The organism is Delftia sp. BGA-UO-ETr-SB1, assembly GCF_059567865.1.
This window is the reverse complement of the sequence record NZ_JCAQOW010000005.1, coordinates 472249-487125: the sequence shown is the minus strand read 5'-3', so window position 1 is coordinate 487125 and position 14877 is coordinate 472249. Positions and strand designations below refer to the sequence as shown.

Here is a 14877-nt window from a genome sequence, read left to right as displayed (position 1 = left end):
CGTGGAGGTTCACGCAGTGTGGGGTGAGGGACTTGCCGGGGTCTGGCTGCCATTGTCCTGCGAGTGGAGGCGGTAGAACGATTGGAACGATTGCCAGGAGGCTCTGACCTGCTGCTCATCGAGCCCGGCCGTGATGAAGACCAGGCGAGAGCGCCTGTCCTCGCCCGGCCACTCGGGCAAGTGCTCGGGGGCGTGCATGAGATGGCCCATGCCGTGCAGCGCCGTGGGCTGCCCCTGCGGCCAGCCATCCGCGGCCACGGCCACCAGTCCCTTCAGGCGCAGCAGCCGGTCGCCATGGCGGTGCAGCAGCATGGTCAGCCACAGGGTGAGCACGCACCAGTCCACCGGGCTGTCGAGTTCCAGGCAGAACGCCTGGGCGCCTGCGTGCAGACCCTGGCCCTGGCGCTGGCCCGTGCGGCCGCGCGGCGTGCCGGCAATGGCGCGTGCCAGCCAATCGGTTTCCAGTGCATGGGATTCCTGCATCTGCCAGGCAGGCGGTACCGCTGCGCCAGGGCCGCAGGTGACGATGCTGGCCAGTGGATTGATCTGCGCCAGTTGCGCGCGCTGTGCCTCGGCCTGCTGTGGCGTGGCCAGGTCGGTCTTGCTCAGGTACAGCCGGTCGGCCGCCGCGACCTGGGCCAGCCATTCGGGGCGCTGGGACTGTTGCCACGGGGCATGCAGCGCATCGACCACGGTGGAGATGAAGGCCGGCCTGAAGATCTGGCGCAGCTGCGCATCGCCGATCAGGGTGGCGATCACAGGGCCGGGCGCGGCCAGCCCCGTGGTCTCCACCAGCACCCTTTGAAAAGGCGGCAGCTCGCCGCGCAGGCGGCGCTGGTGCAGGCGCCACAAAGCGTCCTTGAGTTCGCCGCGTATGGCGCAGCAGACGCAGCCGTTGTCCAGCAGCACCGTGTCGGCGTCTATGCGGCCCACCAGAAGATGGTCCAGCCCCACGGCCCCGAATTCGTTGATGAGCACCGCAGTCTCGCCCGCGGGCGAGTCCTGCAGCCACTGCCTGAGCAGCGTGGTCTTGCCGCTGCCCAGAAAGCCCGTGAGCACGCCCACGGGCAGCCGCTCGCCGTGGTGGTCCGTCAGGCCGCTCATGGCGCCTGCTCCCTGTGTTCCTGTGCTGGTGCACGCCCTTGTGACCGCCCTTGTGACCGCACTTGTGCCCGCCCTTGTGCCTGCGCCGGCTGCCACGGCATGGCCAGCGGATCCAGGGCTCGGCCCAGCATCTGCTCGGCGGCGGGCCACAGCGCGCCGAAATCGGCAATCAGCACGCTGGCCCCCGTGGGGCCGGCCAGCACATAGGACTGGCCATGGAAGTCGCTGAGCCGCAGCCGCCACAGCGCCAGCAGCCGGTTGGCGCGCGCAATCTGAATCAGCCGCTGGCGGCGCCCGGCCGATCCGGCCGGCGCCTGGCTCCAGTGGCCGGAGGCCTGCAGCAAACCGCACATTCCACACATGACAGAAACCCTTTCGGTTGCGAATGGAGCCGCCTGCGAAACTGGCGCAGCCAAAGAGCAGAGACACCGAGGAAGGGCCTATGCCGGCCGCGCCGCCCCGCACCGAGGGTGTCGCCGGCTGCCCGTACGCCCTCCTCCGAAGAGAGGGGGAAGGCGCGAAGCGACTCAGGGGGTGCTTCTTTTCACGGCATGACATCGCCGGAGTTGGGCCCCAGCGTCTGCCCCACATACAGATTGCCACCGGGATCGGAGGCCAGCAGCACCGCCGTGGGCGCCACCTCGTCGGCGCGGCCGAAGCGGCCCAGCGGCAGGCTGGCCTCCTTGGCGCGCTTCCAGTCCGCGCTGATGCCATCGACCAGCGGCGTGGCGATGGGGCCGGGGGCAATGGCGTTGACCAGGACGTTGTCGGGTGCCACTTCCAGCGCCAGCGACTTGGTGAAGCCGATCACGCCGGCCTTGGCCGCCGCATAGTGGCTCAGCTCCACGCCGCCCTTGATGCCCAGCTGCGAGGCGATGTTGATGATGCGGCCCCAGCGCTGGGCCTGCATGTGCGGCACCGCGCGCCGCGCGCACAGGAAGACGCTGCGCAGGTCCACGCGCAGCATCTCGTCCCACATCGCGGTGGACATGTCGGCGCAGCGCGACTGGGTGAGCATGCCGGCGTTGTTCACCAGGATGTCGATGCCGCCGAAGGCCTGCACGCAGCGGTCGATGATGCGGTGGGCCGTGGACTCGTCGCCCACGTCGCCGATGACGGTCTCGGCCTGCGCGCCCAGCGCGCGGCAGCGCTGTGCCACGCTGTCGGCGCGGGCGGCATCGATGTCGGCCAGCAACAGCTGCGCGCCGGCCTGCGCATAGGCCAGGGCGATGGCCTCGCCGATGCCGCTGCCCGCGCCTGTCACGACGGCGCGGCGGCCGTCCAGGGGCTTGGAGGTGTTCATGTCGGATGTCCTCAACTGGGCCAGCGCACGGTCAGGCCGCCGTCGGCAATGATGGATTGGCCGGTGATGTAGGAAGCCTCGTCGCTGGTCAGGAAACGGATCAGGGCGGCGATTTCGCGGGCCTGCCCCACGCGTCCCAGCGGGATGCCCCTGGCCGCCAGCGCCAGGCCCTCCGGCCCCAGCGAGTTGACCGGGTCCAGCGATTGCGGCGTCTCGATCAGGCCCGGAATCACGGCATTGCAGCGTATGCCGTGCGGTGCCAGCTCCATGGCCACGGCGCGGCACAGCCCGGGCACGCCTGCCTTGGCGGCTGCATAGTGGGCATGCTGCTCCCAGCCGTAGACGCCGCCTGCAATGGAGGAGACGGCCACCATGGCCCCGCCTGCAGCCATGTGGCGCGCACTGGCCCGGAAGGTGCGCATCACGCCGCCCAGGTCGATGTTGATGACCTCCAGCCACTGCGCATCGCTCATCTCGACCAGGGGCGCCTGGCGCAGCAAACCCGCATTGGCGACGGCGAAGTCCAGCCGGCCGAAGCGGTCCACGGCGACCCGGGCCAGGTGCTCGACCTGTTCGGCATCGCCTACATCGACCGCCTCCATCACGCACCGCCCGCCCGCGCGTTCGACGAGTTCCAGGGTCTGGCCGGGATCGTGCGGATCCCGGGGGTAGTAGCTGCCGGCCACGGCAATGCCCGCCTGCGCATAGGCCACGGCCAGCGCCTGGCCGATGCCGCTGGCGGCGCCTGTGACGAGGGCCACCTTGTTGCTGGGGGTGTCCGGGTTCATGGCGGCCTCACTTCACGGTCTCGGGATCGACATGGGGCGCCAGAAACATCAGCAGGCCCGAGGCCGCGCAGGGAATGGCGCCCCAGTACAGCGCCGCCTGCACCCAGTCCGAGCCTTGCGACAGCGTCCAGGTCACGCCGAAGCCCGCCGCGATGGCGCCCACCTGGCCCATGGCGTTGACGAAGGAGCTGGCCGTGGCACGGATGTGGCTGGGAAAGCTCTCGCCGATCAGGAACAGGGCGGCTGCATAGGGGCCGATCAGGAAGAACAGCCCCAGCGAGTACAGCGGCACGATGCGCCAGAAGTCGCCCGAGGGCGCGTTCAGCATGAGCGCGAAGGCCAGGCCACCCAGCATCCAGCCTATGGCCACGGCGTTGCGCCGGCCTATGCGGTCACCGAGCCAGCCATGGAAGACATAGCCCAGAAAGCCCGCGAGATTGGAGATGATGAGCACCTGCAGCGCGCTGGAGAAATCCACGCCCTTGCCCGGCGTGCCGCCCGCGCCGCCCAGCACCGAGGTGCCCAGCACCGCGAAGATCACGATGGCGAACCAGTTCAGGAAAAAGCCCAGGGCCAGCGACAGCGTGGGCCGCAGCGAGGCACCGCGGAACATGGCCGACAGGCCGGTGTGCTGCTCCTGCTGTGCGCTGGCGCCATGCTCCTGCGCCAGGCGCATGGCCTCTGCCTCGCGCCCGGCGCGGCGCAGATCGGCCACGCGCCGCGCGGTCAGGAACTGGGGCGTTTCCACCAGCCGGCGGCCCAGCACGGCGATCACCAGGGCCGGGAACATGGCGAACACGAAGGACAGCGCCCAGCCGCCGCCCTGGCCGAACCAGCGCTCGCCCAGCGGATACAGCAGGGCCACCAGCACGGCCGTGAGCACCGCGCCCACGGGCCAGCCGCCCTGCACCAGCGAGTAGATGAAGCCACGCCGCCGCAGCGAGGCCGGGTCCGTGTAGACCAGGGAGAACAGCTCGCTCAGGTAGGTGGCGTTGATGCTTTGCTCGGCATAGCCCAGGCCCGCCAGCGAGCGCACCACGATCAGCAGCACGAAGCCCAGGCCCGCCGACAGGCCGATCACCCAGCCGGCCAGCGCCGTCAGGCCCGAGCACAGCGCGGCGCCCGCCACGGCGATGATGATGCCCTTGCGCCGCCCCAGCCGGTCCGCAATGGGGCCGATGCCGAAGGCCACGATCACCGTGCCCAGCGTTACCCAGGTGTTCAGGCGCGCCTGCTGCTCGGCGCTCCACTGGAAGTGCTCGCCCAGTTGCGGCAGCAGGGTGCCGAAGAGGATGAAGTCGTAGACGGCAAAGACCCAGGCGAAAAAGCAGACCCAGGTGGCGTAGCTGACCTGCCTGCGCGTCACGGTGGGCGCGGTCCAGGGGGCATCGATCCCGGCCGGGGCCGGATGGCCGGCGCCTGGGGCGTCGGAGGCAATGGCGGAGGTATTCATGGTGTCCTCGCTGAGGTGGGATGCGGCATCAACGCGGCTGGCGGCGCAGGAAGTCGTCGGCGATCTGGTCGCACGTCATGAAGCGCACGCCCTCATGCGACTGGAAATGCTCGATCAGGCGCTCCAGCATCAGCAGCACCTGGGGGCGGCCGGAGACATCGGGGTGGATGGTGATGGGGAAGACCGCGTAGTCGTGCTCGCGGTAGACCCAGTCGAACTGGTCGCGCCACATCTGCTCTATGTCGCGCGGGTTGACGAAGCCGTGGCTGTTGGGCGACTTCTTGATGAACATCATGGGCGGCAGGTCGTCCAGATACCAGTTGGCGGGGATCTCGACCAGCCGTGTCTCCTTGCCGCGCACCAGGGGTTTCATCCAGGTGTCCGGATGCTTGCTGTAGTCGATGCGGGTCCACTGGTCGCCCACGCGCACGTAGTAGGGATGGAAGTCGTTGTGCATCAGGCTGTGGTCGTACTTGATGCCTTTCTTGAGCAGCAGCTCGTTGGTGACCGGGCTGAATTCCCACCACGGAGCGACGTAGCCCGTGGGCGCGCGGCCGGCCAGCCGCGTGATGACTTCGATGCTGCGGTCCAGCACGGCTTCTTCCTGCTCGGGCGTCATGGCAATCGGGTTCTCATGGCTGTAGCCGTGGATGCCGATTTCGTGGCCCGCGTCCACCACGGCCTTCATCTGCTCGGGAAAGGTCTCGGCAGAGTGGCCCGGAATGAACCAGGTCGTCTTCAGGCCGTATTTGTGGAACAGCTTGAGCAGCCGCAGCGAGCCGACCTCGCCCGCGAACATGCCGCGCGAGATGTCGTCGGGCGAGTCTTCCCCGCCATACGAACCAAGCCAGCCGCCGACGGCATCGACGTCCACGCCAAACGTGATCTGGATTTCCTTGCTCATGTCATGCACTCCTATCAATGGGAACGGTGGAGGGGGAAAGAACCTGTTCGACGCTCAGCGCAATGCGCAGCAGCCGGTCGTCATCGCCCCGGGGGCGCATGAGCTGCAGGCCCGTGGGCAGAAACGCAGGCCTGCCGTCCAGGCCGGGAATGCGCTGCACGCCGCTGGGCAGCGCCACGGCCGGCGTGTCCAGGTAGCTGCCGGGCATGGTCAGCCGCAGCGTGGCGAGGTTGGTTTCGGCAAACAGCCTGTCGTCGTCCAGCAGCGGCAGCAGCAGGGGTGCGGTGTGGCCCGTGGTGGGCAGCACCAGGGTGGCATCGCCCAGCTCCTGCGCGAACAAGGCCATCAGTGGTGCGCGCTGGGCGATCAATGCCCGGTAGCTGTCAGGACTCAGATGCCTGGCCGCCTCCAGGCGCTGGCGCACGCGCGGGTCCATGCGTGCGGCCTGATCGGCATCGTCCAGGCGTGCGCGGTGGGTGGCAAAGGCTTCATGGGCGCCCAGCCAGCCATGGCGCCGGGTCAGCGTCCGTACGGCGCGCAGGCTGCGCAGCGTGCGGCGCTCCACGCGGGCACCCCGGGTCTCCAGCAAGGCCAGGGAGGACAGGAGGTTGTTGCGCACGGGAGCTTGCACGCGGTCGTCATCCAGCAGGCTGAGGTCCGTGCAGAACACCTGATTGCGCAGGTCCGCGGCGGGGGATGCGTTGGCATGGCCGTCGTCGGTCAGCCCGCGCAGCACGCGGTCCAGCGCCATGCAGTCGGCCACGCTCAGGGCCAGCGGCCCCAGGGTGTCCAGGGACGGCGCCAGCGCAAACACGCCCTGCAGGCAATAGCGCCCCCTGCTGGCGCGATAGCCCGCCAGCCCGTTGAAGGCGGCGGGAATGCGCACGGACCCCGCCGTGTCCGTGCCCATGGCCAGCGGCCCGCACCCCAGGGCCACGGCCAGCGCAGCGCCGCTGGACGAGCCCCCGGGCGCCCGGTCGTGGCCTCCCTCATGTGCAAACACCGGCGTGCCGAAGCAGGGGTTGAGCCCCAGGCCCGAGTAGGCGAACTCACTGAGATTGGTCTTGCCCAGGCAGACCATGCCGGCCGCTGCGGCACGCGCCACCACGGTGGCGTCGGCCCGGGCTGGCGCGGCCGACTGCAGCAGGGCCGAGGCCGCCGTGGTCGGCGTGCCGCGCACGTCGAACAAGTCCTTCCAGCTGATGGGGACGCCGTCCAGCGGCCCCAGCGGCCGGCCCGCGCGCCAGCGCTCGGTGGACTGCCGGGCCTCTTCGAGCGCGCGGTCCGCCGTGATGCGCGTGAACACGGACTGGCTTGCGCAGGCAACCCGCAGGCAGTGCTCCGTGGCTTGCATGGGCGTCAGCGTGCCGGCTGCATACGCCGCATGCAGTTCGGAGGCCAAGGGAGGCGCCGTCTGGCAGCCATTGGTTTTCATTGAATTTGAATGTTGATGTCAAAGTTCATTTTTTGATTCTAGTGAGCGCCTGCATCCCGTGTCCGGGTGGTTACCCGGGGGATGTGGCGCTGTTGATGGGGGGAGAAAGCTGCGTGCGCGGCCCTAGCGATCCTGGCGATCCTTGTGGTCCGCCTCGCCGGATTTCCAGTAGCCCTTGGTGCTCAACTGGGAGCGGGCGATGCCACGGTCCAGGAAGTGCATCTTCAACGTGCGCATAGCGCCGGACTCGCCGGCCATCCACAGATAGCCGGTGCCCAGCGGCAGCGGCCGGTACATGAGCCGCTGGCACAGCCTCTGTCCGGGCTGGCCTGGCGCAGCGGTGATCCACTCGGTGCGCCAGTTGGCGGCGCTGTCCATGGGTTGGCATTCGCCGTCGTCGACGATTTCCACATAGGCCTTGACCCGGGCAGAGGCCGGCAGACTCGCGGCGATGGACTGCATGGCCGGCAGGGCCGAGGCATCGCCTGCCAGCATCATCCAATCGGTGCCGGCTGGTGGAGCGAAGCCGCCACTGCGCGGGCCGGCAATGGCCACCTGCTCGCCCACGCGGGCCTGGGCGGCCCAGCGGGAGGCGGGGCCGTCGCCGCCAGCGGAGGTGTTGTTCTCATGCTTGGCATTGAACGCATCGCCATGCAGCACCAGGTCAATGTCCAGCGTGCCGGCCTGGCGGTCCACGCTGCGCAGCGTATAGGCCCGGCCTTCGCCGGACGGCAGGAACAGCTTGACCCAGGCGGCGGGCGCATCCGCTGCGGGCGCTCGGGAGAAGGCGGCAATCTGCTCGCCGCCCAGCGTGATGCGGCGCATGCGCGGGGTGATGGACTGCACGTTCACCACGGTGCCCAGGGCGCGCTGCGTGCCGGCGGGGGTGTGAAGCGGCTCAGCCATGGGAGGCTCCCCGGGCTGCGTTCACGCGCAGCAGCAGGGCCACGGCAATGGACAGGGCCACGCTCACGGCGGCGGCGAAATACACATCTCCGACGCCTGTGACACTGGCCAGCAGCCCGGCGGCGGGGGCCGTCAGTCCCATGGACAGGTCGAAGAAGGCCACATAGGCGCCCATGGCCGCACCGCGCGCCTGGGGTGGCGCACGGCGGACGGCTTCCACGCCGAAGGCCGGGAAGGCCAGCGAATAGCCGAAGCCGGTGAGTGCGGCTCCCGCATAGGCCCAGGCCGCATCGCCGCCGCCCCAGATCAGCAGCAGGCCCGCCGCCTCCAGCGGAATGCTGGCCAGCGCCACCCGCACGCCGCCCAGCTTGTCAGGCAGATGGCCGAAGAACAAACGCGCCCCTATGAAGGCCAGGCCGAAGGCCGTGAAGGCCAGCGAGGCCGCGCCCCACCCGCGCGACGCGAACAGCAGCGCCGCAAAAGTGGTGATCACGCCAAAGCCCGCGCTGGACAGGGCCAGCCCCAGGCCGGGCAGCCACACCGTGCCCAGCACCTTGTAGAACGGTGTGCGGCGCTGGGCCGCAGCCGGCGTGGCGCGCAGGCCCCAGACCATGGCCAGGGCGGCCAGCGGCAGCACGATGGTGGCCACGGCAATGCCCGAGAAGCCCCAGGCCGCCTGCACTGCCACGCCGGCCGGCGCGCCCGCCGCATAGGCGCCGTACATGGCAATGCCCACCCAGGCCATCACCTTGCCGGCATGTTGCGGGCCAATCATTCCCATGCCCCAGCTCAGGGCGCCGGTGATGATCAGGCTCTCGGCGCAGCCCAGCATCACGCGGCCGGCGGCCAGCACCCAGACTGCGGCCTGTCCGCCCTCGAAGGCGCGGGACATCAGGTAGGCCACGCCCGAAGCGGCGGCCAGCAACATACCCAGCACCACGGCACGCCTGGCGCCGCGCGTGTCGGCCAGAGAGCCGGCCCAGGCCCGCGACAGCAGGGCCGCCGCGAACTGGCAGCCCATCACCGTGCCCACGCCCAGCGTGCCCAGTCCCAGGGTCTGACTCAGGTGCAGGGGCAGCACGGGCATGGGCATGCCCAGGCAGAGAAAGCTGACGAAGACCGCCAGCGTCAGCGGCAGCAGCCGCGCAAATGCGTTCACCGGCGGCGACGCGGCCGCGGATGGCGAAATTCCGGAAGACATGTGCATTCCCTTTCAAATACGAGTAAAAACTCAGATCACATGTCCAGGAGAATATGAGCCATGGCTCGCATTGAAAACTCGCATTCGCAGGCGGCGCAGCGGCAGCTGCCCCAGCCCCGCAAGCAGCCACGGCAGGCGCGTTCCCTTGCCACGGTCGAGGCCATTCTGGAGGCCGCGGCTCGCGTTCTTGCAGAACGCGGCTACGCCGCCACCAACACCAATCTGGTGGCCGAGCGCGCAGGTGTGAGCGTGGGTTCGCTCTACCAGTACTTTCCCAACAAGGACTCGCTGATCACGGCCTTGCACGAGCGCCACGCCGCGCAGATGTACGCGGCCATTGCCGCCGTGCTTGCGGCAGAGCGGCCGCAGGGCCTGCAAGGCCATGTGCAGGCCATGGTCCGCGCGCTGCTGGCGGCGCATTGGGTCGAGCCCGATCTGCACCGGGTGCTGGAAAAGGAGTTCCCCTTCTTCGACGCGCCGCGCGAGCAAAGCGCGGCAGACGGCGGCATCTTCCGCCAAGTGCGCCAGCTCCTGGAGCTGCACCGCAGTCAGCTCGCCCACCGTGACCTGGAACTGGCCACCTGGATGCTGCTGCAGACCATGGAGTCCCTGGTGCATGCCGCCGTCATCGATCCGCCGGCCATGTTCACCCCCCAGGCCCTGGAGGATGGCATCGTGCAGGTGCTGATGGGGTATCTGCGAGCGCCTGCCCTGGGTTGAGGATGCAAAGCGCGATTTGGCCGCCAGGTCCTCAGGGCGCGAAGACCTCCGGATCGTCGTGGTGCCATGCGCCTATGCAGCCGATGAGGCACACCACAAAGCTGGTGATGGAGCCAGCTTCGCCCGCGTCCTCATACTCGGCCACGATGTTGACCTGCGGCTTGCGCCAGGCCAGCAGACGTCCGCCATGTCCCGGTCGCTCGATCCCATCATCCATTTGCGGCGGCCCAAAAACCGCCACCAGCGCTTCAGGTGGGGATCGCATGCTCAGCCCCGAAGGCAGGCTGCCCGCAAATACAGCCCGGATTCTGCTGTCTGCCCCCGGCGCAAGAAAATGCACGGAGCCAATGAGCCAGACATCGCCATCCTCCCAGTCTCTCCCCGTCCGCCTGGAAAGTGCCCGGGGACGATAGACATCGATGCGCAGCGAGGACTTGGCGGACCAGATGATGTCGTCATCAAAATGGCTCGACGGCCTGGGCATTCGCTTGACACCCAATGGGCCAAGCAGTCGGGCCACTTTGCCGGCGTCATAGGGCTGGCCCAGCATGTCGATGAGTTCTTCGCAAGGGGATTTCATGGGCACGGTGGTGGTTCTCAACAATGGGTGCAATCACGCAATGCCGACAGGCGCGGCCCGCAAGGACCTTATTCGTTCAGCTTTCGACGCAGCTGCCCGCATCTTCTTCCGGCGGGCTGACACGCCAGAAGAGGGAGGGAAAGCCTTCGCCCACCGGCTGGTGGCCGGGCGGCTGCGATGCCGCCAGTTGCAGATGCAGCACCCCGCAGGCATCCACCATGTGCTGGGAAATCCAGGGGCTGATGTCCATGCGCCCATCGATCAGCACCAGGGGCTTTTCGCGCAGCTTCAGGGCCAGGGCCTTGGCCTCGGCCGTGGGGCCTGCGATCACGCGGATATCGCCGCCCAGCGCTTCGCGCGCGGGTTCGGCAAGCGCCTGGCTCAAGGCCTTTGAATCGAAGTTTCTCCAGTGCCGGCTGTTAAGCCGCAGTTCACTGCGCGCCGAGGTCATCTGGGCCACGAGCAGCAAGGCCAGTTGAAGCGCCACGAAGCACTTGATGGCGGTGGTGATCGATATGCGCGACGGGTGCAGCCTGGCACCGGCCAGCTCCATGGCGACGGGAACGGCCAGCAGCAGAAAGGGCGTGCCCCAGTGCAGCTGCAGCGACGAGCCCGCAAAGATGCCGATGGCGCAGGTCAGCACGATGGGCGTGAGGCCAAAGCACAGGATCAGCGCGCGCGATGCATCGGCTGTCCCGGGACGCTGCGGTGTGTCCTGCGGCACAAGGCGGCTGCGGCGGTGCAGGGCCATCACCAGTCCCAGCAGCACCCAGGCGAGCAGCGCGCGGTTCAGCAACTGGTCTGCCAGCCAGTGCACGGTGTTGAGCAGCCTGGCGCCGCCGCCCAGGCTGGCGCCCAGCGAGGATTCGGTGGCATAGCGGATGGGGCCGAAGTCGTTCAGGAAAAGCCAGTACAGGTGCGGCGAGATGATGACCAGCGAGATGGCCGCCGCCAGCACCAGGCCGATCATGTGGACCCGCTCGCGCCAGGCGCCTGACGCCAGCCAGAACAGGAATACCGCCACGGCGGCCAGGATCATCTGGTACTTGGCCAGTGCGCCCAGCCCCAGGCAGCAGCCCAGGGCGGCCCACCAGCGCAGCTGCCTGCTGCCCACCGCACGCCACACCAGCAGGGCGCTGGCCGCGAAGAAGGGCATCAGCACGACTTCATGGTTGAAGAAGTGCATCCGCTCGTTGTAGTAGGTGATGCACATGGCCGCCAACAGGGCCAGCGTGGCGTAGCGGCTGCCGCGCAAGTCATTCAGCAGCTTCCAGAAAAGGAACAGGCCCGCCAGCGTGAAAAGCGCGCCGGTGGCGTAGCTGGTGCGCGCAGACAGGCCGAACAAATGGACCGGCACCGAAAGCAGCCAGGTCGGCAGGGGCGGGTGCTTGTAGTAGCCCCACTCCAGGCTGTGCACCCAGGTCAGTTGTTCGAGGTTGTCCTTGGGTGCCGTGAGGCTGGAGCTGTCGATCTGCAGCAGCCAGACCACCGAAAAGAGAAAGAGGCCGATGAGGACCTTGATGTCCAGGGAAAGCGACGGTGCGGGCATGGCCAGCGGAGCGCTTCGCGTGATCGCGCTCGCTGCTTGTGAGGGGACGGGATGGGTCATAGGAAATGCCAGCGGCGATGACAAGTGCGCTGGCACAGGGGAAATTCCCAGGAAGGCGGTCGAACGGGAGCTTCAGCGTTGGCTACGGACTCTTGGCTTACGCGAGCGCTAGAAGCTCGGCAGCTTATGTCTGCTTGGTTAATCCAATGTAAAGACTGTGTGAAGAATGTGTGGAGACCGTTGACTGCGGGCTCACGGCGGGCTGCGTGGCTGCAGCCGGGGGCAGGGCGCTGGTTGAACCTGCCTGGTGCGCGATGGGCAAGAAAAAAGCGCCTGGGCAGGCGCTTTGTTTCTGATCATCTGAATCTGGCGGAGGCTGTGAGATTCGAACTCACGGACGGTTGCCCGTCGGCAGTTTTCAAGACTGCTGGTTTAAACCACTCACCCAAACCTCCGAAGCTGCGTATTCTAGCCGGGCTTATGCCGCTCCTGCCGAGGCAGGGGGCGTAAAAAAGGCGCCCCTTCACAGGGGCGCCTTTTTTGGGTGCGGCGCGTCAGCCGCGGGCAGCGATGGCCTGGGCTGCGGCCAGGGCCGTCATGTTGACCACGCGGCGCACGGTGGCGGAGGGGGTCAGCACATGGGCTGCTGCAGCGCCGCCCAGCAGGATGGGGCCGATGGTCGTGCCGTGGCCGCCCGTGGTCTTGAGCACGTTGAACAGGATGTTCGCGGCGTCCAGGTTGGGGCAGATGAGCACGTTGGCCTCGCCGTGCAGCGAGGACTCGAGCAGGGCGCGGTCGCGGATGGCTTCGGACAGGGCGGAGTCGCCGTGCATTTCGCCATCGCATTCCACGTCGGGGTTGGCGGCGGCGAACAGGTCGCGCGCGGCGCGCATCTTCAGCGCCGAGGGGCGGCTGGACGAACCGTAGTTGCTGTGCGACAGGAAGGCCACCTTGGGCGGCAGGCCGAAGCGGGCCACTTCCTCGGCCGCCAGGCGGGCGATGTCGGCCAGCTCGGTGGCGTTGGGCGCCTCGTTGATGTAGGTGTCGGCGATGAACAGCGTGCCGCTGTCCAGCATCACGGCGTTGACGGTGGCGAATTCGCCAGCGCCTTGCTTGAGGCCGAGCACGTCGCGCACATGGGCCAGGTGGCTGTCGAACTTGCCGACGAGGCCGCAGAGCATGGCGTCGGCATCGCCCAGGTGGACCATGAGCGCGGCGATCAGCGTGTTGGAGCGGCGCACGGCGGCCTTGGCGGTCTCGGGCGTGACGCCGTTGCGGCCCATCAGGCGGTGGTAGGTTTCCCAGTACTGGCGGAAGCGCGGATCGTCCTCGGGGTTGCAGATCTCCACGTCCTTGCCCAGCACCAGGCGCAGGCCGGCCTTGGCGATGCGGGCCTCGATCACGGCGGGGCGGCCGATCAGGATGGGCTTGGCCAGGCCGTCATCGACGGCGACCTGGGCGGCGCGCAGCACGCGCTCGTCTTCGCCTTCGGCATAGGCCACGCGCTGCTGGTTGGCCTTGGCAGCGGCGAACACCGGACGCATGAACATGCTGGTCTGGTAGACGAAGCGGGTCAGGCTCTCGCGGTAGGCGTCGTAGTCGGCGATGGGGCGGGTGGCGACGCCGGACTCTTCGGCAGCCTTGGCCACGGCCGGCGCGATGCGCAGGATCAGGCGGGTGTCGAAGGGCGTGGGGATCAGGTAGTCGGGGCCGAACTTCAGCTCCTTGCCCTGGTAGGCGGCGGCGACTTCATCGCTGACGTCCTGCTTGGCCAGTGCGGCGATTTCGCGCACGCAGGCCAGCTTCATGGCTTCGGTGATCTTGGTGGCGCCGCAGTCCAGCGCGCCACGGAAGATGTAGGGGAAGCACAGGACGTTGTTGACCTGGTTGGGGTAGTCCGAGCGGCCCGTGGCCATGATGCAGTCCGGGCGCACGGCCTTGGCCAGCTCGGGGCGGATCTCGGGTTCGGGGTTGGCCAGGGCCAGGATGATGGGCTTGTCGGCCATGGTCTTGACCATGTCGGCAGTGAGCACGCCGGGAGCCGAGCAGCCCAGGAAGACGTCGGCGTCCTTGACGGCATCGGCCAGGGTGCGGGCGTCCGTCTTTTGCGCGTACTGGGCCTTGGAGGCGTCCAGGCCACCGGGGCGGCCTTCGTAGATCACGCCCTTGGAGTCGCACATGAAGACGTTTTCGCGCTTGACGCCCAGGCCCACCATCACGTTCACGCAGGCGATGGCAGCAGCGCCGGCGCCGGAGACGGCGATCTTGACGTTGCCGATCTGCTTGTCCACCAGCTCCAGCCCGTTGAGCAGGGCGGCGCTGGAGATGATGGCCGTGCCGTGCTGGTCGTCATGGAACACGGGGATGTTCATGCGCTTGGACAGCTCCTGCTCGATGTAGAAGCACTCGGGCGCCTTGATGTCCTCGAGGTTGATGCCGCCCAGCGTGGGTTCGAGCGAGGCGATGATCTCGATCAGCTTGTCCGGATCGCGCTCGGCCAGTTCGATGTCGAAAACGTCGACGCCGGCGAACTTCTTGAACAGGCAGCCCTTGCCTTCCATCACCGGCTTGCCGGCCAGCGGGCCGATGTCACCCAGGCCCAGCACGGCCGTGCCGTTGGTGATGACGCCGACCAGGTTGCCGCGCGCCGTGTATTCGGCGGCCAGCGAGGGGTCGGCCTGGATGTCCAGGCAGGGGTAGGCCACGCCGGGCGAATAGGCCAGCGACAGGTCGCGCTGGTTGGACAAGGGCTTGGTGGGCGTGACGGAGATCTTGCCCTTGTTGGGGCTGCGATGGTATTCGCGGGCTGCGTCGCGCAGGGCTTGTTCGGCGTTGGACAGGTTTTGGGTCATACAGGAATTCTCTGCAAATGCTCTCGGAGCTTACCGGATAGCTACAGCCTATGAGGGTCAGGACAGTTTTGCCTCAGGGATT

General features: G+C 68.1%; 13 protein-coding genes and 1 tRNA gene. 1 reads left to right on the top strand and 13 read right to left on the bottom strand.

The features are described 5' to 3' along the window. Positions 1–9 precede the first annotated feature (9 nt). From AC57B5_RS12325 to AC57B5_RS12285, 9 genes are all read right to left on the bottom strand, one after another. The gene (locus tag AC57B5_RS12325) at positions 10–1104 is read right to left on the bottom strand and encodes a CobW family GTP-binding protein (RefSeq protein WP_496399629.1); all 1095 of its coding nucleotides are present in this window, start codon (positions 1102–1104) and stop codon (positions 10–12) included. Continuing rightward, positions 1101–1457, bottom strand: coding sequence for a hypothetical protein (locus AC57B5_RS12320; RefSeq protein ID WP_496399628.1), 357 nt, complete (start codon positions 1455–1457; stop codon positions 1101–1103). Before AC57B5_RS12320 ends, AC57B5_RS12325 begins: the two co-directional genes overlap by 4 nt. 191 nt (positions 1458–1648) lie before the next feature. Beyond that, a complete protein-coding gene (locus AC57B5_RS12315; protein WP_013803736.1) occupies positions 1649–2407 on the bottom strand; it encodes an SDR family NAD(P)-dependent oxidoreductase in 759 nt (252 codons plus the stop codon). A gap of 11 nt (positions 2408–2418) precedes the next feature. Next, positions 2419–3195: an SDR family NAD(P)-dependent oxidoreductase gene (locus tag AC57B5_RS12310; RefSeq protein ID WP_496399627.1), complete on the bottom strand. Its 777-nt coding sequence runs from the start codon at positions 3193–3195 to the stop codon at positions 2419–2421. A 7-nt stretch (positions 3196–3202) separates the two neighbouring features. Beyond that, a complete protein-coding gene (locus AC57B5_RS12305) occupies positions 3203–4648 on the bottom strand; it encodes an MFS transporter (RefSeq protein WP_183017629.1) in 1446 nt (481 codons plus the stop codon). Positions 4649–4676: 28 nt separating this feature from the next. Beyond that, positions 4677–5552 carry a polysaccharide deacetylase family protein gene (locus tag AC57B5_RS12300; RefSeq protein ID WP_013803733.1) on the bottom strand — a complete coding sequence of 292 codons (876 nt, stop codon included), beginning with the start codon at positions 5550–5552 and terminating at the stop codon, positions 4677–4679. Between the two features lies 1 nt (position 5553). Further along, the gene (locus AC57B5_RS12295; protein ID WP_496399626.1) at positions 5554–6987 is read right to left on the bottom strand and encodes an amidase; all 1434 of its coding nucleotides are present in this window, start codon (positions 6985–6987) and stop codon (positions 5554–5556) included. 123 nt (positions 6988–7110) lie between these two features. Then, complete coding sequence (locus tag AC57B5_RS12290; protein WP_496399625.1) at positions 7111–7893, bottom strand: siderophore-interacting protein; 783 nt, start codon at positions 7891–7893, stop codon at positions 7111–7113. Beyond that, positions 7886–9094: an arabinose transporter gene (locus AC57B5_RS12285; RefSeq protein WP_279213406.1), complete on the bottom strand. Its 1209-nt coding sequence runs from the start codon at positions 9092–9094 to the stop codon at positions 7886–7888. Before AC57B5_RS12285 ends, AC57B5_RS12290 begins: the two co-directional genes overlap by 8 nt. A gap of 60 nt (positions 9095–9154) precedes the next feature. On the opposite strand from AC57B5_RS12285, the gene AC57B5_RS12280 reads away from it, so the two are divergent. Next, positions 9155–9814, top strand: coding sequence for a TetR/AcrR family transcriptional regulator (locus AC57B5_RS12280; protein WP_496399624.1), 660 nt, complete (start codon positions 9155–9157; stop codon positions 9812–9814). A 31-nt stretch (positions 9815–9845) separates the two neighbouring features. On the opposite strand, the gene AC57B5_RS12275 is transcribed toward AC57B5_RS12280, so the two are convergent. The 4 genes from AC57B5_RS12275 to AC57B5_RS12260 all read right to left on the bottom strand — a co-directional run bounded on the left by AC57B5_RS12275 (position 9846) and on the right by AC57B5_RS12260 (position 14795). Further along, the gene (locus tag AC57B5_RS12275; RefSeq protein WP_496399623.1) at positions 9846–10415 is read right to left on the bottom strand and encodes a hypothetical protein; all 570 of its coding nucleotides are present in this window, start codon (positions 10413–10415) and stop codon (positions 9846–9848) included. A 55-nt stretch (positions 10416–10470) separates the two neighbouring features. After that, a complete protein-coding gene (locus AC57B5_RS12270) occupies positions 10471–12003 on the bottom strand; it encodes a glycosyltransferase family 39 protein (RefSeq protein ID WP_496399622.1) in 1533 nt (510 codons plus the stop codon). A gap of 307 nt (positions 12004–12310) precedes the next feature. Next, a tRNA-Ser gene (locus tag AC57B5_RS12265) sits at positions 12311–12398 on the bottom strand. Positions 12399–12497: 99 nt separating this feature from the next. After that, positions 12498–14795 carry an NADP-dependent malic enzyme gene (locus AC57B5_RS12260; protein ID WP_012204029.1) on the bottom strand — a complete coding sequence of 766 codons (2298 nt, stop codon included), beginning with the start codon at positions 14793–14795 and terminating at the stop codon, positions 12498–12500. Between the last annotated feature and the right edge of the window lie 82 nt (positions 14796–14877).